This is a genomic window from Sorangium sp. So ce693, from assembly GCF_051521375.1.
Taxonomy (GTDB): Bacteria; Myxococcota_A; Polyangia; order Polyangiales; family Polyangiaceae; genus Sorangium; species Sorangium atrum.
Window position 1 is genome coordinate 1,280,852 of sequence record NZ_CP150347.1, and the last position, 21,784, is coordinate 1,302,635.

Here is a 21,784-nt window from a genome sequence, read left to right on the forward strand (position 1 = left end):
CCCATCGCGCGTGAGAAGCCTTCACGCCGATCGAGCGACGAGACCGAAAAGCACGAGCAAGGCCACCGGGCCGGCCGTCCGCCGTCGGCGTCGAACGGGCGCCGGAGGCGGGGCCGCTCGTCAGGGGCGATAGCGCTCCAGGATGTCGTTCGAGAGCTTCACGCCGAGCTCCTGGTAGCCGCGGAAGGTCAGGTGGACGCCGTCGCGCGACGCGCGCGGCGGGCGCTCGCGGTACCAGGCCTCGATCGAGCCCCTTCCGCCCATCGCCTCGTACGTGTCCCAGAACGCGCAGCCGCCCTCGCGCGCGGCGTCGCGCAGGACGTCTCGGACGACGGGCGTGCGCTCCGGCGCGTCCCTCCGGTCCGTCGGCGCGAGCACCAGGCAGTCGACGTCGGGCTCCACCCTGCGGGCGCGGGCGAGCAGCTCGGCGAGCTGCTTCGCGTAGAGGGACGGATCCGCGGTGACGTCGCCCGCTTCGTTCGTGCCGTACTCGATCACGACGAGCTCCGGCGAGCGCCGCGCGAGCTCGGCGGCCCAGCCGAGCTCGCTCCACCGGAGCGGCGTCGCCAGGCGGGCGCCGTTGATGCCGAGCGTGTCGAGCACCACCCCGGCCCCGGCCTCCGGATCGCGCTCGACGACCAGCCCGCACAGCTCGGCCCCGCCCGACGGCGCGACGCCGAGCTTCACCGCGCCCGCGCTCGCCAGCCGCGCGTGCTGCAGCGCGCCGGGGGCCTCGCCCGCGGCCGCGCGGAGCACCTCGCTCGGGCCGCCCTCGATCGTCACCGCGACCTCGTCGCTCGGCGCGCTCGGGCGGAAGCACACATCCCAGAGCAGCCGCGCGGGGGGCCGCGCCGAGGTGAGCGCGATCTCCGCGCGCACCGGGGCCGTCTGCGCGCCGAAGAGGATGCCCCCGAGCCCGAAGACGCCGTCGTCGGCCGGCGTGGAGCCGCCCGGAGACCTCGGGCGGGTCCGCCACTTGCCGTCGGCCGTGAGCCGCGCGCCGTCGTGGCGGTAGGCGGCGTAGCCGAGGTGCACGAAGCCGAGCCCGCCGTCGCCGAAGCGCCGCTGCAGGGCGGCGCGGACCGCGCCGCTCCAGAAGTCCGCTGCGGCGTGCGAGTCGCCGAGCCAGGCGATGCGCACGTGATCCCGGCGGCGACCCTGCTCGAGCGCGCGGAGCGCCGCGAAGAAGTGGGCGTACACCCCGTCCTCCGGGCGCAGCAGATCCAGCTCCGGCGGGCGCGCCGGCGCGGCCTCCGCGGGGCGCGGCGCGGCGGTCTCCAGGGCGGGGGCCTCTGCGAGGCGCGGCGCGGGCGCTGGCGCGGGCGGCGCGGATCCCACCTCGGGCGCGGGCGGCGCGACGTGCTCGCGCGTCGCGCTGCAGCCGAGCGCAGCGGTCGCGAGCAGCGCCGCGAGGGCGCGCCGCGACGCCCCGGTGAAGGGCCGCGCCGGCGCGCGCCGCCGCGGGGCGCTGCAGGGCGCCGCGCGGCGCTCCGGGATCTCCGCGCGGGCTGCGGAGCGGGCTGCGCCGCTCACGACAGCGGATCCTCGACGTCGAGCTCGGCGTCCGCGCTGACCTCGATCTCCTGGCGCTCGCGCCGCTCGCGGACGCGCTCCTGGACGGCGCCGACGAGCACGTCGACGTACGACTCGAAGGGCGGGCACGCGATCCCCGCGGCCGTGAGCACGAGATCCGCGTTCCGTGCGTCGTAGCGCACAGGGGTCATCAGCTGCTCGACGAACGCGCGCGGGCTGCGGACGAAGCGCTCGATCCCGGGCGTACGGAGCAGCGCCTTGGCGAGGTTCGACGGGATGTGACCGCGCGCAGCGCGGCGGCCGCTCGCCCGCGCGATGAGATCGAAGACCCGCCGCGCCGACAGCGGGTGCGGGTCGGCGATGTGGAGCGTGCGACCCGGCGCGAGGCGGTTCAGGCCGATCGCGTGGGACGCGCGGACGACGTGATCGATCGGGACGATGTTGAGCGGCACGTCGCCGCGGCCGGGCATCGGGATCGCCATGTCGGCCGGCGCCGCCATGATGAGCAGCACCAGGAGGTACAGGCCGTCGAGCCGGTCGATCTCCCCGGTCGTCGCGTCGCCCACCACCGTGGTCGGCCGGACGACCGCCGCCGGCACGTGGCGCATCGCCCGCCGCACGAGCACCTCCGCGCGCATCCGCGTCTCCTCGACGGGGTTGCGGAACGCCTGGCCGGCCTCGAGATCGTCCTCGTACACCGTCCCCGTCCGGTCCCCTGCGACGAACGCGGTCGATTGATGGACGAGGCACTGGAGCGAGGTGCAGGCGCGGGCGAGCTCGATCACCTCGGCCGTCCCGACGACGTTCACGGCGTGGGCGGTGCTCTGGTCGGCCCCGGCGTGGCCCACGTGCGCGAGGTGATGGATCCGGTCGACCTCGCGGGCCAGCTGCCGGAACTCGGCGCCCGACAGCCCGAGATCCATCGCCGCGACGTCCCCCTCGAGCAGCACGAGGCGCTCGCGGTCCGCCGCCGGCAGCGCGTCGCGCTCCGCGCTCGCCTGCGCTGACGACTTCGCGAGCACGACGGCGACCACGAGCGTGCGCGGCTCCGACGCGAGGATGTGCTGCAGCATCTTCCGCGCGATGAACTTGGGGAAGCCGGTGATGAGCACCACGCTGTCGTAGCCGGGGCGAGGCATCGGCTGGAGCTTACCGCAGCGGTGCGCCTGCTCCGCAGCTTTCCGCTGACGCCGCCTCGCAGCAGCGCAGGGGTGATGCGGGCAGCTGCCACGCCGCGCGCCGCTGTCCGGCCGGGGCGTGCACCCGCGGCTGCAGCCAACGGCTTTCCCTGTCCGCGACGGCGGCCCGACGGTTCCTCGGCCGGTCGATGCAATGTGCCCGGGAGTCGCCTCCTCGCGCACGAGCATCCTCGCGCACGAGCAGCTCGGCGGCGAGGACCTCGCGCGCGTCGCCCGGCGCGCGCGCTGCGATTTTGCAGGTTCGTGGTCGACCGCGGCGAGAAGGCGCTACCGTTCGGGTCGTGATCGTGCGATCGACCTCTGCCGTGCGCCGCGGCGCTGCGGCGCTCCTGGCCATCGCCCTCGGCCTGAGCGCGGGCGCCCTGGGCTGCAAATCGCCTGGCGCGCCGTCCGACGCCGGCGCCGCGGCCTTGAGCCCCGTGCCCGCGCCGGCGGGGCTCATCGCCGAGGCGTTCCTCCCGACGCCGGACGCCACGTGGGCCAAGGCGCGCGCCCTCGTCGGCGGCTCGGCGGCGCTCCTCCCGAGCAGCGCCGGCGCCCTTGCCGCGTCGCTGTTCGGCCTGCCCATCACCGTCGCGTCCGAGATCGACGGCGCGGTGCCGGTGCTCGGCGCGGCCGTGGAGGCCGCGGATGGGGCGCGCCCGCGGGCCGCGCTCGGCATCCACGTGAAGGACGGGGGGCGCTTCATCGACCAGCTCACGCGAGGCGAGGGGGCGCGCTTCCGCGCGAAGCCCGACGCGGCGACCGCCATCGCGCTGCTCGAGCCGCTCCAGGGGGCGAGCCCGGTGGCCCTCGGCGTCCTCGGCAACTACCTGCTCGTCGCGGAGACGCCGGGGGACCTGATCTCCCTGGGCCCCTACGTCGCGCGGACGATGCCGCAAGCGCAGGTGCCGAAGGAGGATCTCGCGGTCGAGCTCCCGAGGGCCGCGCTCGAGGGCCCGGTGCTCAAGGCGGCGCGGAGCGCCTGGGACAAGGCGCGCGGCCCCGACGGCGCGCCGCGCGCCACCGCGGTGCCGCTCGGCCCGATGATCGAGGGCGCGCTCGCGATGCTCGGCGATCTCGAGCGAGCGCGCCTCACGCTGGTGCTGGACGAGGACGCGCACCTGCGCGTCTCCGGAACGCCGAAGGCAGGGGGCGGCCCGGCGTCGAAGGCGTCGGCCGATCTCGCCGTCGGCGACGTGAAGCCGCTGCTCGATCTGCCCGCCGACTCGCTCGTCGGGATCCTCGTCCGCGATCGGGCCGCGACGCGCGCCGACAACGTGCCCAGGCTCGTCGACGCCCTCGCTGGGCTCGTCGAGGGCGACCTCCCGGCCGCGGAGCGGGAGCGGCTCGGCGCCGCGATCCGCGCGGCGTCGGACGCGCGCGGCGACTGGTTCGCCGGCGGGCTCCGCTTCGACGGCGCGGGTCCCACGGCGTTCGTGCGCGCCGCCGTGGGCGACCGGGCCAAGCTCGAGGCCTCCATCCAGGATCTGCTCGGGACCGCGGAGCTCCCGCCGTTCAAGGCCGCGCTGCAGCGCGAGGGGCTCCGGGTCTCCGCGGGCAAGGCGGCGCTTCCGCTGCTCGACGGCGACGTGCGGCGGGTGCGGTTCGAGCGGACCGCCGGCACGAGCGCGCCCGCCGGCGCCGGAGGGGCGCAGGCACGCAAGGGGCCGCAGGGCGCGGGGCCGCAGGGCGGGAAGGGCGGGCCCGCCGCGCAGGGAGCGGCGCTTCCGCCGTCGTCGATCGAGCTGCTCTACCTGGTCCGCGACGACGGCCTCTTCGCGGCCGTCGGCAACGATCCGGGCGCGGGGCTCCGCGGCGTGGTCGCCGCGCTCCAGGGAGAGCGCCTCGGCGAGGTCCCGTCCATGAAGAAGGCGCTGGCGCCGCTCGGCTCGGACATCGCGTTCGCGCTGATGGTCGAGCCGCTGCGGCTCGTCGCGAGCCGCCTTGGCCAGCCGGGCGCGGGCGACACCGCGCCCATTGTGATCGCCGCCGGCGCCGCGCCCGAGAGCGCCGGCTCACCCGCCGCGTTCTGGGCGCGCGCCGACATCGCCGCCGCGGCGCTCCGGGAGCTCGCCCGGCTCGGAGGCGCCTTTTGACGAGCGCGGCACGCGCGCGAGCGCTCGTCATCGGCGGGCTCCAGGCGTTCCTGCTCGCGCTCCCCGCGGGGTGCACGACGAAGGGAGGCGCGGACTGGGTCCACGACGGCTCGAGCGAGCCGCAGATCGCGCGCGGAGGCGGCGGGTGGCTCCACGAGCCCTCCCCGGACGACGGCGATCGCGACCGGGGCGCCAGCGCCGCTGTCGACGGCGCGCAGGACGAGGCGCCCGGCGCGGCGCAGACCGATCTGGGCGGCGCCGCGGGCGAGGGCGACCCCGTGATCCTCGTGCGCGAGCACGGCCGGCCCGCGCGCGCGACGCCGGCGCCGCAGGCCGCGCCGGCGCCACAGGTGGCGCCGGGGCTCGCGCCCGGGATGTTCCGGAACACCTACTACGACTTCCCGAGCGAGGGCGGAGGGCCGAAGGATGCGGTCCTCTACGACGCCGCCTGCGCGGCGCTCGCGAGCGTCCCGCGCGCGTTCCACGACCAGGTCTGCGTCCAGGGCAGCGGCCGGCTCGCTTCGGGTGACACGGTAAGCTTCGCGCGGCGCGGCTGCGCATGCGCCGATGTCTGCCCGCGCACCGGCCAGCAGGTCTGCTTCGAGCGGCTCGATCCGCGGCGGTTCCCGTATGGCCGCGGCGCGACCGGGCGCCCGATCACGCCGCTGCGCACGGTCGCGGTCGACTCGAGCGTCATTCCGCTCGGCACGTCCCTCTTCGTGCCCGAGCTCGTCGGGCTGCCGCTCCCGGGCGGGGGCCGACACGACGGCTGCTTCGTCGCCGAGGATCGCGGCATCAAGGTCGTCGGACGGCAGATCGACGTCTTCACCGGCGATCCTGCGGTCACCGCGCGCCTCAACGCGATCTTTGCCTCCAACCGCGGCGTGCGTGTGATGCTCGAGGACGCCCGGTGCCGCGCGCTCGGGCGCCCTGCCGGGCCGTCCTAGCTCCGCGCACCGGCGGTCCCGCCGGGGATCTCCGGAAGCGGATTCGAGCACGCCGTGGACCTCGCGCATCGAGCCGCCCTCCGCCCATCGGTGTTCCGAGCCCCCAGCGCGGATGGTCATCACGTGCCGGGCACGCGGCTCGGCGGCTCTGGCGGCGGTGGTGCGCCGGCGGACTTCCGTCTCGGCCGCCAGCGGCAGGGCCCCCAGCGCTGCCCTTCGAGACGAGCCGAGCCATGGCGCGCCGCCCTCCGCGGCGCGTGTTCCTCTGCTCCTGATCAAACCGCGCCGTGCGCGGCTTCGCTACGTCGCTGTCTCAGCGCAGCCGCAGCGCCGCCAGCGCCACGCCGCACAAGACCCCCCAGCACGAAGAGCACCGCGCCGATCAGCGCCAGGCGCGAGCTGCGCCGCTCGGTCTCGCCCTTGTCCGGCACCGCGCTGACCCATGCCTCGTCGTCCGCCTCCTGCGTGGTGGCTCGCTCCTCGGCGGCCCACTGCTCCACCTGGCTCGCCAGCCGCACGAGCAGCGCCTCCATCCGGGGGTCCTCGACCCCGTAGATCTCCATGACCCGGCGGGCACGCTTCTCCGCATGCCGCTGCTTCTCCGCCTCAGGCGTCGTCGCGCACCACACCGGATCCATCCACGGATCGAGCGAGGCTGCCGGGTCCGCCAGCAGCCGGGCGCGGATATACTTCGGTGTGTTCATGGGCGGTCCTCCTCCACACGGCGTCTGCGACGCAAAATCCCAGCAGAGCCCAGCACTTCCCGGCGCGCCGGCGCTCTCCGACGGACTGCCGGGCGCGGCGCTGCCGCCGTCGCCGGCCGTGCCCGGAGTGAACTGTACCGCCGGCGCGTCGCCCGGGGCCGCCGCATGGGCGATGCCTGCTGCGCGGCCGCCTCGACCGCCAGCGCCGGGGCCTCCGTCTCCACGACCGCCTCGACCACCATCGCAGCCAGGAATTGAGCCCCGTCCTCGCACGTCGTCACGCCGGGGTCGCCGCCTCGCACGAAGCCCCCGATCACCTCGACCCCCACCCCGATCGTCACGCTCTCCGCGAACGTGCCGTTCGCGCACGCAAGCACCCGCTTGCCGTTCGCGTTGGCGATCGCTTCCCCGAGCGACGCGCAGGGCCTCGCCCTGGTGCCGTATCGGCCGGCGGCCACCCCTCGTCATCCCGGCCGGCTCGCCGCCCGTGCGGCGCTCCCTCGCATCCCTGGGCCGGACTTCCGGCGGGCGGAACGAGCTACCGTGCCAGCGTCGCCCTGCACCCGCCCGGCGCCAGGAAACGGTAAGGTGCACTGCCGGCTCGCCGAAATCCGGAACCTCGTGCGGGCGGGGAGGTGATACGATTTCCCGCCTTCCGGTGGCCGAATGACCTCACGTGGCGTCCTCCCCGAGTCCGTCATCCCTCCGCCCTCGGAAGTCACGGACGCGCCGGACGAGAAGCAGCGGGCGCGCGCCCGCCTCGGGATGACCGTCAAGAACAAGTGGCGGATCGACTCGCTCCTCGGCGTGGGCGGCATGGCCTCCGTGTACGCCGCAACGCACCACCGGAACGGCTCGCGCGCCGCGCTGAAGATCCTGCACGCCGAGTTCGCGCGCGACGTCGGCATCCGCGAGCGGTTCCTGCGCGAGGGCTACGTCGCCAACAAGATCGATCACCCCGGCCGGGTCGCGATCCTCGACGACGACATCACCGAGCAGGACGAGCCGTTCCTCGTGATGGAGCTGCTCGACGGGGAGACCGTCCAGCAGCTCTGGAAGCGCAAGAGCCGGAAGCTCCCCGTCGCCGAGGCGCTCTGGATCGCGGGGGAGGTGCTCCTCACGCTCGAGAGCTTCCACGCGGAGGGCATCGTCCACCGCGACCTGAAGCCCGCGAACATCTTCATCACGAAGGACAACGTGGTGAAGCTGCTCGACTTCGGCGTGGCGAGGATGCGCGGCGCGCCCGGCGACAAGACGAAGGCGGGCACGGCGCTCGGTACCCCGTCGTTCATGGCGCCCGAGCAGGCGATGGGCCTCACCGAGGGGGTCGACGGGCGGGCGGATCTCTTCTCGATCGGCGCGACCCTGTACGCCGTGCTCAGCGGGCAGCGCCTCCACCAGGGGCGCTCGGACAACGAGGCGTTCATCCTCGCCGCGACGACGCCGGCGCCGTCGCTCGCGCGGATCGCGCCCGAGCTGCCCGCCTCGGTCATCGGCCTCGTCGACAAGGCGCTCGCCTGGGACAAGCGCAACCGCTTCGAGTCGGCCGCGCAGATGCGGCAGGAGGTGCTGCGCGTCCTCGAGGAGGTCGGCGCGTCCGTGCCCCGCCGCTCCTCGCCGACGAGCACGAGGCGCCCCCCGCCGGACGACTCGCCCACGGCCGTCGGGATGCGGGCGGCGGAGGAGCCCGCGCCTCAGGACGAGCCGGGCGAGGCGGAGCCGGACGACCCTGCGGTCACGCGGCTGACCGAGGTGTTCCGCCGCATGGAGCGGCTGCTCCCGGCGGTGCGTCACTACGGCTTTCGCCATCCGGACGCGGACAACAAGCTCCGCGCGACCTTCCAGGCGATCGTGGAGGCGCTGCGCGCTGACGGGACCCTCGTCCACTGGACGCTGACGCCGTACGCCTTCGAACATCGCCGGCGGACGGTGTGGGAGCCGCAGCACCCGCTCGACCTCGTCCCGTACAACCTCTTCGCGGCCGGCGTGCGGCGCGTCCAGCTGCTCCCCGGCATCACGGAGGACGAGCTGCGCGCCCTCTGCGAGGTGCTGCTGCTCGATCCGCTGCGCGACCTCGCCCCCGAGGACGACGTCGCGGCCGCCCTGTGGGAGCGCCGCCTCGAGCACGTGCGCTACGACGTGGTGAGCGTCTTCGTCGAGGGGGACGCGGCCGACCGCGAGCAGTTCTGGCACGAGGCCGACGACCTCGAGGGCATGGCCCGGCGCGCCGCCGAGGAGAAGGCGAACCGCGCCGAGGCGGCCGCGATGGTCATCGACACCGACGCCGCCGCGCTGCGGGCCGCGCGCCGCGCCGCGAGCGCGCTCGCGCTCGACCCGGTCGCGCAGCGCGCGCTCGGCACGCAGCTCGTCATGAGCCCGGATCGCTGGAGCGAGCGCTTCGTCGAGGTCGTGGCCGACGCCTTCCTGAACGCCAGGCGGTACAAGGACGTCGAGCTCGTGACCGAGCCGATGGCCGCCTCGGCGCGCGATCTCATCCTGGCGCGCCGCTTCGAGGTGCTCTTCGGGATGCACGACGCGATCGAGAAGGCCCTCGACGCGCTCGCGCCCAAGCAGCAGGGGGGCGCGCTCGCGACGGAGCTCGCCCGGGGGATGTTCCCGCCCGACACGATGCGGCTGCTCCTCCGCGAGGCGACGCGCGTCGTCATGACGGCCGCCCCCGGCGGCGCGGCGCAGCCCGCCCCCGTCGACCTCGATCTGGTCGCGCAGCGGCTCGCGCCCATCCTGCACAAGCTCGGCAGCGAGACCCTGCCCGTCGCGATGGAGGTCGTGGGGCACACCGGCCACGAGGCGCTGCGCCGCGCGCTGCTCGGCCACGTCGAGCGGACGCTGCCCGGGCACGAGGAGGGGGTCGTGGACGCGCTCATGACGCTGGATCTCGACGTGGCCCGCCCGATCCTCAAGATGTTCGCCGCGTCGCGGACGCAGGGCGCCCTGGGCGCGCTGAAGCGGCTCTCCGGGTGCGCGAACGCGGCGCTCCGCTGCGAGGCGATCGCGCACCTCGCGACGAGCCCCGAGCAGATCCGGGACGAGCTGCTCTCGCTCGCCGAGTCGGCGCCGCCCGACGTGCGCGTCGCGGCGCTCCGCACGCTGGCGCACCACCAGGTCCGCGCGGCCGGCCCGCTGCTCGTCCGCCGCGTGCAGGACAGCTCGTTCCACCAGCTCACGCTCGACGAGCGGCGCGAGTTCCTCGGCGCGCTCTACACGCTCAACCCGGCGCGCGGCGAGTCGGTCGCCGTCGAGCTGCTCCAGCGGCACGGCCTCCTCGCGGACGACGCAGCGGAGCAGACACGCTGCCTCTCGGCGGAGCTGCTCGGCCGCGAGGCGCGCTCGCAGGAGGCGCTCGACGCGGCGCTCGCCGCCACGAAGCGGCGGCCCTGGAACAGCCAGGCGCTGCGCGACGCCGCGGGCGCCGCCGCCGAGGCCATCGCCGCGCGCCTCGGCAAGCGGATCTCGACCGCCGGGGAGGTCCCGTGATGGCGCCCCAGGTCGACGTCATCAGCCAGAACGTGTCGGAGAACATCCGCCGCGAGCAGGCGCGCGATCTCGCCGCCAGCGTCGTGCAGGCCCTCTTCCGGCTGGTGAAGCTCTCGACGCTGCACGCGATCGACAACCAGGCCATGGTGCGGCAGGTCGAGGAGACGGTCTCGCTGGTCCAGGACTTCGGCCAGCGCTCCGGCCACAACGTCTCGATCCTGTTCACCCGCGGCTCGGTGTTCGTCTCCGGGCAGCTCCTCAAGGCGAACCGCGCCGTCTACGAGGGCGCGCTCGAGCTCGGCGAGGTCCTGAGCCGCTGCGGCTACTCCGAGATCGGCGTCGCCAAGGACGTCCGCGCGAGCGATCTCTACGCGCTGGCCTCCGCGCTCGCCGAGGCCCTCCGCAGCAGCAAGCCGGCGCTCGCCGACCGCCCGGCGCCGCGCGTCCGCCTGCGCGCCGTGGACGAGGCCGTGCTCCGCCGCGAGGTGGCGATCGATCGCGAGGGCGACGAGACCTCCGCGATCGTGCGCACCTACGCGACGGCGATCGTGATGATCCGCCGGTTCTACGACGACCTGCGGCACGGCCGGTACACCCTGCGGCAGGGCGTCAAGCGCATCACCCAGCGCCTCGTCGACCTGTCTTCGAACGAGACGCCGGCCTTCCTGGGCGTCACCGCGCTGCGCAACCAGAACCACGACGACGCCGGGCGCGCCGTGAACACCGCGATCCTGAGCCTCGCGATGGCGCGGCAGATCACGAGCGACGTCGTCCTGCTCCAGCGGCTCTCGATGGCGGCGCTGCTCTTCGACATCGCCCGGCCGCGCCTCACGGGCGCCGCGACGAGCGGCTCCGGCGGGCTCGTCCCGCAGCTGAGCGAGCAGCAGGAGGCGGACGTCCCGGCGGGCACGGCGGTCGTGCTGACCGCGCTCGGCCTTGTGAACGAGCCCAGCGTGATGCGCACCGTCGTGGCCTACGAGGCGCACTGGGTGCGCCGCCAGCCGGCGCTCGGGCCTGTCTACCGCGGCCTCCGCCAGCCGACGCTCCAGGCGCGGATCCTCGCGACCGCCCGCGCCTTCAACGACCTCCTGACGGCGGCCCCGGGCCAGGCGCCGCTCTCCGCCGACGAGGCCATCGCCAAGCTCGAGCAGGAGGCGGCCGATCCGGCGGACCGCACGGTGCTGCGGCTACTCGTGGGCGCGCTCGGCATCTTTCCGACCGGCACCCTCGTGGAGCTCTCGACCGGGGAGGTCGCGCTCGTCGTGCAGACGCCGGCGCACCCGGCCCGGTACTCGCAGCCGCGCGTCCGGCTGGTCCTCGACGCCTCCGGCGGCCCCATCCCGCGCGCGCTCGAGGTCGATCTCGCCGAGCGGCCTCGTCAGGGCGAGCCGCCGCGGCACATCCGCCGGATCGTCGCGACGAGCGACGACCCCGCCGCCGCGTCGATGCGCGCCCACGCGGCGATCCAGGAGGCGCCGCAGGTGTCGCTCCGCTCGCCGGCGCTCGCGGCGGAGTCGCCGCCGATCCGCACCGCGCCGGCGTCGCCGCTCGGCAACCTGCGCATGCCGCCGCAGCAGCAGATCACGCGGCCCTCGTCGCCCACGCTGCCGATGACCAACGCGCCGGCGAGCCGGAGGACGCAGCCGCGGGCCAGCGACGCCGCCCGCGGGCCGGCCTCGCCGCCCGAGGCCACGTTCGGGGGGCTGCCCGGCGACGGCGCGGACGCCAGGATGCTCGCGGATCTGCCGCCTGCGCCGTCCGGCAGGCTCTCTCCGACCTTGCGGCCAGGGCGCACGACGGCGCGCTGGCCCGATCCACCGCATCTGGAGCCCGCCTCGGTGGCGGACCCGCACTCGCCCGCCCCGGGCGCTCATGGAGAGGAGTCGTGGTCGGTGCAGACAGACAGCGATCCGGACGAGGTCCCCGAGGAGAGCGCGCGGCCGCCTTCGGTGCGAACCCGCGGCTGGGGAGATCCGCCGCAGCGGCGCGAGCGCAACCCGGTGTCTGATCTGCCGCCATCGGCGATGGCTGGTCCGATCGCCGTGCTCTCGTTGCCGGGCGACCCGCCGACCGCGGAGGGCACGCTCGCGCGCACGCCGCTCGTCCACCTCCTCGTGTACATGCTCGACCGGCGCCTCACCGGCACGACGTGCTTCATCAACCCCGAGGGCGTCCGCCACGGCATCTTCTTCAGCGACGGCGTGCCGGCCAAGATCTGGACCGGGACGATCATCGCCCCGCTCGATCGGGTGATCCTCGATCTCGGCCTCCTGGACGAGGCGACGCTCCGGGAGACGCTCCGGGACATCACCAAGCGACGGGTGCTGCATGGCCGGCTGCTCGTCTCCCGGGGCCTGCTCGACAGGGAGACGGTGTTCGGCGTGCTGCGCGAGCAGCTCGTGCGCAAGCTGGTCGCGCTCTACGATCTCCCGCCCGAGACGCGTTACGCCTACTACGACGCCCAGAACCTGCTGTCGTCCTACGGCGGTCCGGATCTCATCGGGTGCGAGCCCCTCGCGGTGATCATGGCGGGCGTCCGGCTCCACGCCGACGATCCGCTGATCGACACGACCCTGGACCGGATCCAGAACCGGCAGCTCGGGCTCCACGTCGAGGCCGAGATGAAGCGGTTCCAGCTCCATCGCGACGAGGCGGCCATCGTGGATCTCCTGCGGATGCGGCGCATGACGCTGGCCGAGTTGCTCGCCTCGGGGGTCGCGCAGGAACGCGTGGTGCGCCTGATGATCTATGCGCTCGCGATCACGCGGCACCTCGATCTCGGCGCGCCGGGCCGGCGCCCTGTCGGGGTCGGCGGTCCCGCCGGGCCCGGCCGGGAGCGGGCCGCCGGCACGCCAGCGGCCGACGCGGCGCCAGCGCCCCAGCGCGAGCCGTCCGGCGCGGCGGCGCGCTCGCCGCGCCCTGCCGCGGGCTCGACGATGCCTGGTCCACGCCCGGCGCGCGGCGAGGCCGACGGCCGCGCACCGCTGCGGCAGCCCGACGACGTCGCGGCGCCGTCCAGCAGGCGCGCCGGGGCCCCGGTCGCTCCGCGCCGCTCCACGGCGCCGCCTCCGGCCGCGGCGCCGGAGGCGGCGTCCTGGAGCGGCGCGCCGACCCCGAGCCCGGCGGCGCCCTTCGACCCGCGCGCGTCCGGTGGTGATCCGGGCGGCGGTTACCGCGGCGTGGACCCCAAGGCGCTGAGGCCGCCTCCTGCGCCGACCTTCACCAGCGCCCGCGTTCAGCCGCCGCCCCAGCAGGCGCCCACCGTCAAGATGGCGGCGGTCGGCCCGGAGGTCAGGGCCGCGCGCGGGGCAGGGCGCGCCGAGGCGGCGTCGCCCGTGCCGCCGGCGCGCGCCGCGGAGCCGGCCAAGCCGCAGGGACCGGCGGCGCTCGCGCCCGATCTCCCGCCGCTGCCGCGCGCCGCGCCGAACCCCGAGCTCGCCGCGCGCCGCGCCGAGATCGAGGCGCGCGCCGCGTCGATCGACGGCGAGAGCTTCTTCGAGATGCTCGGCGTCGCGGAGGACGCCCCTCCGGAGCGCGTCCAGAGCGCCTATTTCGCGCTCGCCAAGCGGTGGCACCCCGACCGGACGCCGGCGGAGCTCCAGGACGTCAAGCCGCTCGTCGCGCGCGTGTTCGCCCGCATCAGCGAGGCCTACCAGACGCTGAGCGATCCGAAGCGGCGCGCCGAGTACCAGAGCGCGCCGAAGGAGGCCCCGCCCCCCGCCGAGGACGAGCAGAAGATCGCCCGCGCCGTCGACGCCGCGCTCGAGTTCCAGAAGGCCGAGATCCTGCTCAAGAAGAACGACCTCGCGGGCGCCGAGGCCCGCGCGCGGCGCGCGCTCAACGCCGACCCGGAGCAGCCCGAGTACATGACGTTGCTCGTCTGGATCCAGGCGCAGCGGCGCGGCGACCCGCCTGTGCTCGCGGAGGGGGCCACGAGCGCGCACTACGACGACCTGATCCAGACGCTGGATGCCGTCCTGGAGAGGGAGCCTCGCTACGAGCGGGCGCTCTTCTACCGCGGCATGCTCCTCAAGCGCTCGGGGAGGATCGACAAGGCGATCGGCGATTTCCGCCTGGCGGCGGAGCTCAACCCGAAGAACCTCGACGCCATCCGCGAGGTCCGCTTGCAGGAGATGCGGAGCCGCACGACCACCGATCCGACGCCCGCGGGCGGCCTCCTCGGCAAGTTCTGGAAGCGCTGACGCGCGTCAGCGCGCTGCCGCGGGCACCGCGCCGAGCGACCGCAGCGCGCGGCAGACCGTCTCGTCGCGGCAGGGCCCTATCCGCCCGGCGTGCGCCGGCCAGGGCACGTCGCGCACGCGGTGCAGATCGCGCACGTCGGGGCCTCGCCACGGGCCTAGCGCCCGGTCCACGCGCGCCTCGCGCTCGCTCGTCGCCGGCAGCGAGAGCTGCACCTGCGGCACGATGCCCACCTTCTGCACCGGCGCGCCGTCGGGGAGCGCGTAGAGGAGCGTCGTGAGCCGCAGCACGCCGACGTGGGCGTCGTCGTCGAGGTACTCCTGAGCGCACCCCTTGCCGTACGTCCGATCGCCGATGATCACGCCGCGCCGGTAGCTGCCGATCGCGCCGGCGATCATCTCCGCCGCGCTCGCGGAGTCGCCGTCGACGAGCACCGCGAGCGGCCCGCTCCACCCGCGCTCCTCCGGGACGTCGGGCGAGCGCTCCACCTCGACGCCGCCGTCGCGGCGCCGCATCGGGAACAGCGGTACACCCGGCAGGAACAGCGCCAGCGCGGCGATCGCGCCGTCGGTCGAGCCGCCGCCGTTGGCGCGCACGTCCAGCATCACGCCCCGCGTGTCGCCCTGCGCGCGCGCGCGGAGGAGCGCCGCCGCGACCCGATCCCCGAGGTCGTCGGGCACGTCGGGGATGGCGATCACCGCGACCTTGCCGTCCCCGTAGCGCACAAGATCGAGCGGCAGCTCGGAGGGCGCCGCCTCGGGCGGCTGGGGTCCGACCGGTTGCGGCGCCACGGTCAGCTCGAGCGGCGCCGCGGCCCCGCGCCGCAGCAGCGCCACGCGGGCGGTCGTCCCGGGGTGCACGTCGGACAGCACGGCGAGCTGCTCGGCCTGCTCGACGCTCATGCCGGAGATCGGCAGATCCTGGATCCGGATCACCACGTCTCCGTCCTCGAGCGGCGCGAGCGCGCCGCGGTCGATGCGCACCCCGATCGCGGTGCGCGTCATCTCCTGCCAGAGCCGGGCCGGCGGGTGCGCCTCGAGGTCGAGATCGTAGATGGAGACCTCCTCCTCGAGCGGCGCCCAGGCGCCGTGCGCGTCCAGCTGGGGCACGTAGGCGCGGACCGCGGCGGCGATCACCGTGCGCGCCCAGCCGTCCTCGCTCATCGAGGGCGCGGCGCGCTCGCGCACGGCGTCGGCGTACCGGGCGAGCGGCTCCCCGAGGTGCGCGCGCAGCCCGCCGACCTCCCGGCCGAGCTTGCGCGCGAGGTCCCGGGCGCTGCGCGTCACCTCGCCGTCCTCGAACGGCGCCGACGAGACCAGCTCCCACGCCGCGGCGTGGGTCGCAGGCGGGCTGGCCAGGCCGCGCCGGTAGCCCTCGTCGAAGAGCCTATCGAGCTCGCGCGACCAGCGGGTGAGCTCCTGGCCGACGCGCAGCGCCGCCGCGCACGGCCCGCTGCCAACGGGCGCCTGCAGCTCGTCCAGGAGCGCGGCGGCCTCCCGCCGCAGCGAGGCGCCCACGGGCGCGTCGGGGGCGACCGACCACAGCCCGTGCGGATCCAGCCAGTCGGAGGTCGCTTCGGCAAACTTTGCGGGATCGACGCGGAGCGGCGGAGCGGCCAGCGTGGTGCGGGCCTGGGCGACGATGGCGCGGGCCTGCTCGCAGTCGAGCGACGTCGGCGCTCCGCTCGGCACCGCCATGCCGCGGTCGAGGGCGTTCGGGTCACATCCGACGCCGTCGATCTCCTCGTCGTCCGGCGCGACGGTGTGGAGCAAGGGCTGCGCGAGCCCGCGCCGCGCCCTCGCGAGGGGGATCTCCGCCTCGCGCGAGAGCAGGGCGAGCGTCGCCAGGCTTGCGGCGATGCACGCGACGGAGCCCGCGACGCGCGTCCTCACTGCTCCCCGGATATCACGATGCGGCGCGCGGGGGCAGGGGCGACCGCGGCGGCGTGCGCGCGGAGAGCGAGCGCGCGCGCCGCGCGGGCGGCGCCGTCGCCCGCGGCCTGGGGACACTGCGCGCACCTCGTCCGCCTCGTTCGCCGCTCGTGCGCCGTGGATCTGGGCTCAGCGCTGCGCATCCGTGCTCCTCCGCTTTCCCGCAAAGCTTTCGCTTCCGTCGGTGGATCCGAACACGTTGCGCATTCCAGCGCAAAAAAAGGCGATTTCCTAGGGTTTATCCCGGCATCACGCCTGCATCTGCCCCGGTGCCGCCCGCCGGCTCGCAGGGGCTCGCAAGCCCTCCTTGATCGGCGCGCGCGGTGGAGAGCGGAGAGATCATGAGCGCCACCTGGGATCGTGCGGCATTCTCGGCTTATCGTACAGAGCTCGCGAACTACGCCACCCTGAGCCCGGACGCCGAGCGGGAGCTCGCGCTCCGCTGGCGAGCAGGTGACCGGGACGCTGGCCGGCGCCTCATCGAGGCGTGCCTGCCCTTCGTGATGACGATCGCGCTCGAGTACCGCCGCTGGGGGCTGCCGATGGAGGACATCGTGCAGGAGGGGAACATCGGCCTCCTGAAGGCCGCGGAGCGCTTCGATCCGGACCGCGGCTGCCGCCTGGCGACCTACGCGGCCTACTGGATCCGGGCGGAGATCCGCGAGCACGTGGCGCGGGGGTACCGGATCGTGCGCCTCGGGTCGTCGAAGAGCGAGCGGCGCGCGCTGCGCATCTACCGCAAGACGCACGAGAAGGACCCGGCGGTGCTCGCGGAGCTGAGCGGCCTGTCGGAGGAGCGGGCGGCCGAGCTGCTGCCGCTGCTCATGGCGCGCGACGTCAGCCTGGAGCGCTCTCCGACCGAGGACGGCATAGCTCCGGTGGAGCGGCTCGCGTCGAGCGGGCACACGCCGGAGGAGGAGGCCTGCGCCGCCGACGAGCGCGCGCAGCTCTCGCGCGCGCTGCTCCAGGTCGTGAACGAGCTGTCGCCCCGCGAGCGCTCCATCATGAACCAGCGCTGGCTGACGGACAGCCCCGTGACGCTCGAGCAGCTCGGCGCCGACTTCGGCGTCAGCAAGGAGCGCGTGCGGCAGATCGAGGAGCGCGCGAAGAAGCGGATGCGCGCGCGCATCGAGGAGATCACCCGCGAGCCGATGGCCAAGAGCGCCTGAGGCGCCTGTGGCAGCGAGACGCGGCGCGCTCCAGCGCCGCGTCTGGCCGCGCGCTGCTCCTTGCCGCCTCGAGCCGGAGGCGGCGCCCTAGATCTCGATGACCGTGCCTTCGCGCGCGGCGATGGTGTTCGGGAAGAGCTCGCGGGCGCGCATCTCCTTCTCGCGCACCATCGCGTCGGTCTGGTTGGGGTCGTGGTGGTGCAGGACGAGCTGCTTGGCGCCCGCCGCCTTCGCGAGCTCGCAGCCCGCGACGAACGTGGCGTGACCCCAGCCCGTCTTCGGGCCGCCGCCCACCTCGCCCGCATACTCCTCGGGCGTGTACATCGCGTCGAAGATCAGCACGTCGGCGCCCATCGCGAGCTTCTTCAGCTTCGGATCCACGATCGCGTAGTGCTCGGAGTCGGTGATGTACACGACGACCTTGCCCTCGTGTTCGACGCGGTACGCGTAGACGCCGTTCGGGTGGTTGCCGCGCGCGTTGGTCACGCGAACATCGTCGTTCGGGCCGATCGTGACCACCTCGCCCTCGTAGAGGTCGCGGAAGGTCATCGCCGCGCCCATCTCCGTGAGGTGCACCGGGAAGCTCGGGTAGTCCATCTGCCCGGCGAGCGTCTCCTCGAGCGTCCGGGAGACGTTGAGGCCACCGTAGAGATGGATCTTGTTCCCGCGCACGAACGCCGGCGTGAAGAACGGGAAGCCCTGGATGTGATCCCAGTGCACATGACTGAAGAACATCCAGGCTTCGAAGGGCATCTCCTTGACCAGATCCTGGCCGAGGAGACGGAGCCCCGTCCCGCCATCGAGGATGACCAGCGTTTCACCGGCACGGATCTCATAGCAGCTCGTGTTGCCGCCAACTTCGACCGTGCCTGCACCGGGCGTGGGGATGCTTCCGCGAACCCCCCACATCTTGATCCGCATCCTGCCTCGCTCGCTGAACCCCGCCCGTTTCAAGGTAGAGCTATTAGATTCCGAGCGCGGGCAGCGTCAAGCCGCCTGGTGCACCGGGAGCAAGGAAGGTCGCAGACGTGGAGACCTGGCCGGGGGAGCAGGGCCAAGGCGCCAATGTAGTCAGAGGATAGGTCGCGGCCCGGCGGCAGGCCGCGCCCGCCTCTGGAGGGCGGGAGCGCGCGGCGGCTGGGCGGAGGCGCGGGCGGCGGGGAAGAGGCGGTGGCGGCAGGGCAGAGGCGAGGCGGTGGCGGCGGGGCAGAGGCGGTGGCGGCGGGGCGGGGGCGCAGGTGGCGGCCCCAGGTCGGCCCGAGGGCGGCGCAGGCATGCAGCGGCACGGCCCGCGGACGGCGGCGGGAGGGCAGGACGATCGAGCGCAGCGGGCACGCGAAGGCCGCGGCCGATGGGCTATGGTCGGTCGCATGCCGCTCCACGCGGACGCCATCGTCGTCCTCGGCTGCAGGGTGTTTCCGTCGGGACGCCCAGCGGCCCCCGGCGCGCGCCGCGCGGCGCGCGCCGCAGAGGCCTACCGCGACGGCGTCGCGCCGTGGGTGATCGCCAGCGGCGGGCGCCGCTGGGGCGCGCAGATCGAGGCGCGCGTGCTCTCCGCCGAGCTGCGGCGCGCCGGCGTCCCGGAGCACGCGATCCTGCAGGATCTCTGGTCGCTGACGACGCACGAGAACGCGATCTTCAGCGCGGCCCTCCTGCGCCGCGTGGGCGCGCGGCGCGCGGCGATCGTCACCTGCTCCTGGCACATGGCCAGGGCTCTCCAGAACTTCCACGACGTCGGGATCGACGCTTGCGGGCTGCCGGCGTCGCGCGTGGGCGAGCCGGTGGTTGCGCGCGCGTGGCAGCGCGGTCACGAGGTGATCTCGATGTGGCTCGACGCGCGCGCGATGCGCCGCAGGCGGATCCTCAGCGAGAGCGCCGCCTGGCTGCTCGACACCGCTCGTCAGGGTGAACCGTGATCATGCCGAGAAGGCGCTCCTCTCCTCTCCTCGTCCTCGCGTTGCTCCTCTCCCTCTCCGCCTGCACCGGTGAGCCGGCGCCGGGCGCCGCGCCCGACGCGGGGAGCTCCGCGGCGGCGCCGGCCGCCAGCGCCGGGGCAGCGGAGCGGCGGGGCGCCCTCCTCGCGGCCGAGCAGCGCCGCGCCGCCCTGGAGGTGAGCCCCGCGGACCAGCAGAGCCGCGACGTCGGCGTGCGGCGCGCCGCCGCGCGGGCCCTCGCGCGCATCGGCGGAGAAGCGGCGTGGCCTGGGCTCGCGCGGGCCCTCGCCGACGAGGACGACGAGGTCGTCGCGTGGGCCGCCTACGGCCTCGGGTTCTCGTGCAAGGAGCGCGAGGCCGAGACGGTCTCCGCGCTCGTCGCGCGCGCCCTCGCCCGCGACGCTCGCCCGAGCCCCGCGGGCGCGGCGAGCGCCGCTGCGCCCGCGGCGGCGTCGAGCGGCGGCGCGCCCGCGGCGGCGTCGAGCGGCGGCGCGCCCGCGGCGGCGCCGAGCGGCGGCGCGCCCGCGGCGGCGCCGAGCGGCGGCGCGCCCGCGGCGGCGCCGCTGCTCGACGCGGGCGGCGCGATCGCCCGCGCCATCGGGCGGTGCGGCGCGGAGGCGTCGGAGCCGACGCTGGTCGCGTGGCTCGACGGCCCGCGCGAGCGCGCGATCCACGCGGCGTACGCGCTCGGCGATCTCGCCGCGATCAAGCTCAAGCTGCGCGAGGAGACGCTCGTCGCGCTGCTCAACCTCGCCTCGGGGAGCGCGGCGAGCCCGCCGGTACCCGAGGCGCTCTACCCGATCGGGCGGCTCGAGCACGTCCCGCTCACGGTCATCCCCCGCATCCGCGACGTCGCGACCGCGCGGCTCGCGGAGGCCTCCGACGCGCGGCTCTTCGCGGTGCGCGCGCTCGGCCGGGCAGGGGAAGCGGCCGCCTCCGAGCTCACGCGCGTGCTCTCCGCGAAGGGCGTGTTCACCGCGAGCGAGCGCGCCGAGGCCGCGCGCGCCCTCAAGCGGCTCGGCCCGCCGGGCCAGCGCGCCCTCGCCGACGCGGTCGCCGCGCTCGCCCCGAGCGCGGACCCGATCGCGCTCACGGGCCTCGTGAGCGAGGACTTCGGCGTGCTGCTCACCGCGCTCGACGCGCTCGGATCTGCGGGCGCCGCGCGCAAGGCGCTCCGCGATCTCGCCGCCCTCCCGCCGCCGCCGAGCGCGCCCGCGGCGATCCTCCGCCGCGTCGCGTGGCTCCGCTGCGGCGCCGCCAGGCTCCTCGCGGGCGGGGACTACCGCGATCCGCTGCTCCTCGGCTGTGACGTCACGGCGCCGGCGGAGCCGGGGAGCAAGCCGGACGCAGGCGCGCCGGTGCGCGGCTCGATCGGCGCCCGGGCGGTCGTCGAGGTGATCGGCCGCGACGCCATCACGGGCGCGCGGCTCGCCGCGTTCCGCGCGTACGCCGCGTCGGGCGAGCTGCGCGCGCGGGAGGCCGCGATCGAGCTCATCGCCGCGCATGAAGAGATCGCCGGCGCGCCCGACCTGCTCGCGAAGGCGCTCGCCGCGGAGGAGCCGGGCCTCGTCGCCGCCGCGGCGGAGGTCATCGCGCGGCAGCCGCAGCGCGCGTCGGAGGCGCCGGGGCAGGGGAAGCGCAAGCGCAGGAAGCGGAGCGACGAGAAGGACGCTCCCGCTGCGGTGACGTCGCCGGCGATCGAGGGCGCGCTGCTCTCGATCCTCGACCGCCCGGGTGCGCGCGACGATCCGGAGCTGATCGGCGCGGTCGTCGACGCGGTCGGGGCGCTGGCGCTCAAGCCGGCGGAGGCTCGCCTGGAGCAGCTCTGCCGATCGAGCCACCCCACGACGCGGGCGCGCGCCGGAACGGCGCTCGGCGTGCTCAGGGGCCGCAAGATCGCGTGCGACGCCGGTCTGCCGGGGGACGCGGGCGGGGCGGGGCGGCCGGCCGTCGCGCCGCCGGTCGGCGAGGTGCCGGCCGAGGCCTCCGCGCTCGTGCGCGCGCCCGCTGCGCTGATCTTCGACACGGACGCCGGCGAGCTCACGATGACGCTCGACCCTGCGCTCGCGCCGGTCGCGGTGACCCGCTTCGTCGACCTCGCGCGCTCCGGTTATTACGACGGCAAGATCGTCCACCGCGTGGTGCCCGGCTTCGTCACCCAGTTCGGCGCGCCGTTCGGCGACGGCGCCGGAGGTCCGCCCGGCAGGCCGGCGCTGCGCTGCGAGACGTCGCCGGTCGCGTTCGAGCCGCTCCGGGTCGGCGTCGCGCTCGCCGGCCGCGACACCGGATCGAGCCAGCTCTTCGTGATGCACGCGCGCGCGCCGCACCTCGACGGCCAGTACGCGGCCGTCGGCGTCGCCGCCGGGCCGTGGGCTGCGCTCGCGGATGGGGACGTCATCCGGAGCGTGAAGGTGCGGGACTGATCGCGGTCGGCGCGCTGCGCGCGCGTCCTGTGACGACCTCGGGCGCGCGGCGCCTGTGTGGCGTGCGCGCGGCGCGCGGCGCCTGTGTGGCGTGCGCGCGGCGCACGGCGCCTGTGTGGCGTGCGCGCGGCGCACGACGCGCCTCACGCGGTGCGCTTCAAGGAGTGTGCG

Annotated in this window: 12 protein-coding genes; 7 read left to right on the plus strand and 5 right to left on the minus strand. The window is 75.4% G+C overall.

The genetic code is table 11. The features are described 5' to 3' along the window. Positions 1–120: 120 nt before the first annotated feature. Both WMF14_RS04800 and WMF14_RS04805 read right to left on the minus strand, forming a co-directional pair. Positions 121–1,533 (minus strand): GDSL-type esterase/lipase family protein, encoded by a 1,413-nt coding sequence (locus WMF14_RS04800; RefSeq protein ID WP_437799019.1) that lies wholly within the window; start codon positions 1,531–1,533, stop codon positions 121–123. Further along, positions 1,530–2,672: an SDR family oxidoreductase gene (locus WMF14_RS04805; RefSeq protein WP_437799021.1), complete on the minus strand. Its 1,143-nt coding sequence runs from the start codon at positions 2,670–2,672 to the stop codon at positions 1,530–1,532. The genes WMF14_RS04800 and WMF14_RS04805 overlap by 4 nt, the downstream gene beginning before the upstream one ends. Before the next feature lie 347 nt (positions 2,673–3,019). Between WMF14_RS04805 and WMF14_RS04810 the strand changes: the two genes are divergently transcribed. Together WMF14_RS04810 and WMF14_RS04815 are read left to right on the plus strand one after the other, a co-directional pair. Next, on the plus strand, positions 3,020–4,810 hold the full coding sequence (locus WMF14_RS04810; RefSeq protein WP_437799022.1) for a hypothetical protein: 1,791 nt from the start codon (positions 3,020–3,022) through the stop codon (positions 4,808–4,810). Further along, positions 4,807–5,757: a 3D domain-containing protein gene (locus WMF14_RS04815; protein WP_437799024.1), complete on the plus strand. Its 951-nt coding sequence runs from the start codon at positions 4,807–4,809 to the stop codon at positions 5,755–5,757. The genes WMF14_RS04810 and WMF14_RS04815 overlap by 4 nt, the downstream gene beginning before the upstream one ends. Positions 5,758–6,032: 275 nt before the next feature. Here the strand turns inward: WMF14_RS04815 and WMF14_RS04820 are convergent, their stop codons facing one another. Further along, positions 6,033–6,461 (minus strand): hypothetical protein, encoded by a 429-nt coding sequence (locus WMF14_RS04820; RefSeq protein ID WP_437799026.1) that lies wholly within the window; start codon positions 6,459–6,461, stop codon positions 6,033–6,035. Between the two features lie 666 nt (positions 6,462–7,127). Here WMF14_RS04820 and WMF14_RS04825 point away from each other — a divergent pair. Continuing rightward, on the plus strand, positions 7,128–9,956 hold the full coding sequence (locus tag WMF14_RS04825) for a serine/threonine-protein kinase (protein ID WP_272100131.1): 2,829 nt from the start codon (positions 7,128–7,130) through the stop codon (positions 9,954–9,956). Next, a complete protein-coding gene (locus WMF14_RS04830) occupies positions 9,956–14,158 on the plus strand; it encodes a DnaJ domain-containing protein (protein WP_437799028.1) in 4,203 nt (1,400 codons plus the stop codon). The genes WMF14_RS04825 and WMF14_RS04830 overlap by 1 nt, the downstream gene beginning before the upstream one ends. A gap of 6 nt (positions 14,159–14,164) precedes the next feature. Here the strand turns inward: WMF14_RS04830 and WMF14_RS04835 are convergent, their stop codons facing one another. Then, positions 14,165–16,048 (minus strand): S41 family peptidase, encoded by a 1,884-nt coding sequence (locus WMF14_RS04835; protein ID WP_437799030.1) that lies wholly within the window; start codon positions 16,046–16,048, stop codon positions 14,165–14,167. Positions 16,049–16,428: 380 nt separating this feature from the next. Here WMF14_RS04835 and WMF14_RS04840 point away from each other — a divergent pair, with 380 nt between their 5' ends. Beyond that, positions 16,429–17,256, plus strand: coding sequence for a sigma-70 family RNA polymerase sigma factor (locus WMF14_RS04840; RefSeq protein ID WP_272100138.1), 828 nt, complete (start codon positions 16,429–16,431; stop codon positions 17,254–17,256). An 87-nt stretch (positions 17,257–17,343) separates the two neighbouring features. Here the strand turns inward: WMF14_RS04840 and WMF14_RS04845 are convergent, their stop codons facing one another. Further along, positions 17,344–18,165: an MBL fold metallo-hydrolase gene (locus tag WMF14_RS04845; protein ID WP_237245092.1), complete on the minus strand. Its 822-nt coding sequence runs from the start codon at positions 18,163–18,165 to the stop codon at positions 17,344–17,346. A 461-nt stretch (positions 18,166–18,626) separates the two neighbouring features. Between WMF14_RS04845 and WMF14_RS04850 the strand changes: the two genes are divergently transcribed. Continuing rightward, the gene (locus WMF14_RS04850; protein ID WP_437799031.1) at positions 18,627–19,172 is read left to right on the plus strand and encodes a YdcF family protein; all 546 of its coding nucleotides are present in this window, start codon (positions 18,627–18,629) and stop codon (positions 19,170–19,172) included. 2 nt (positions 19,173–19,174) lie between these two features. Next, positions 19,175–21,613 (plus strand): peptidylprolyl isomerase, encoded by a 2,439-nt coding sequence (locus tag WMF14_RS04855; protein WP_437799032.1) that lies wholly within the window; start codon positions 19,175–19,177, stop codon positions 21,611–21,613. The last annotated feature ends 171 nt before the right edge of the window (positions 21,614–21,784 follow it).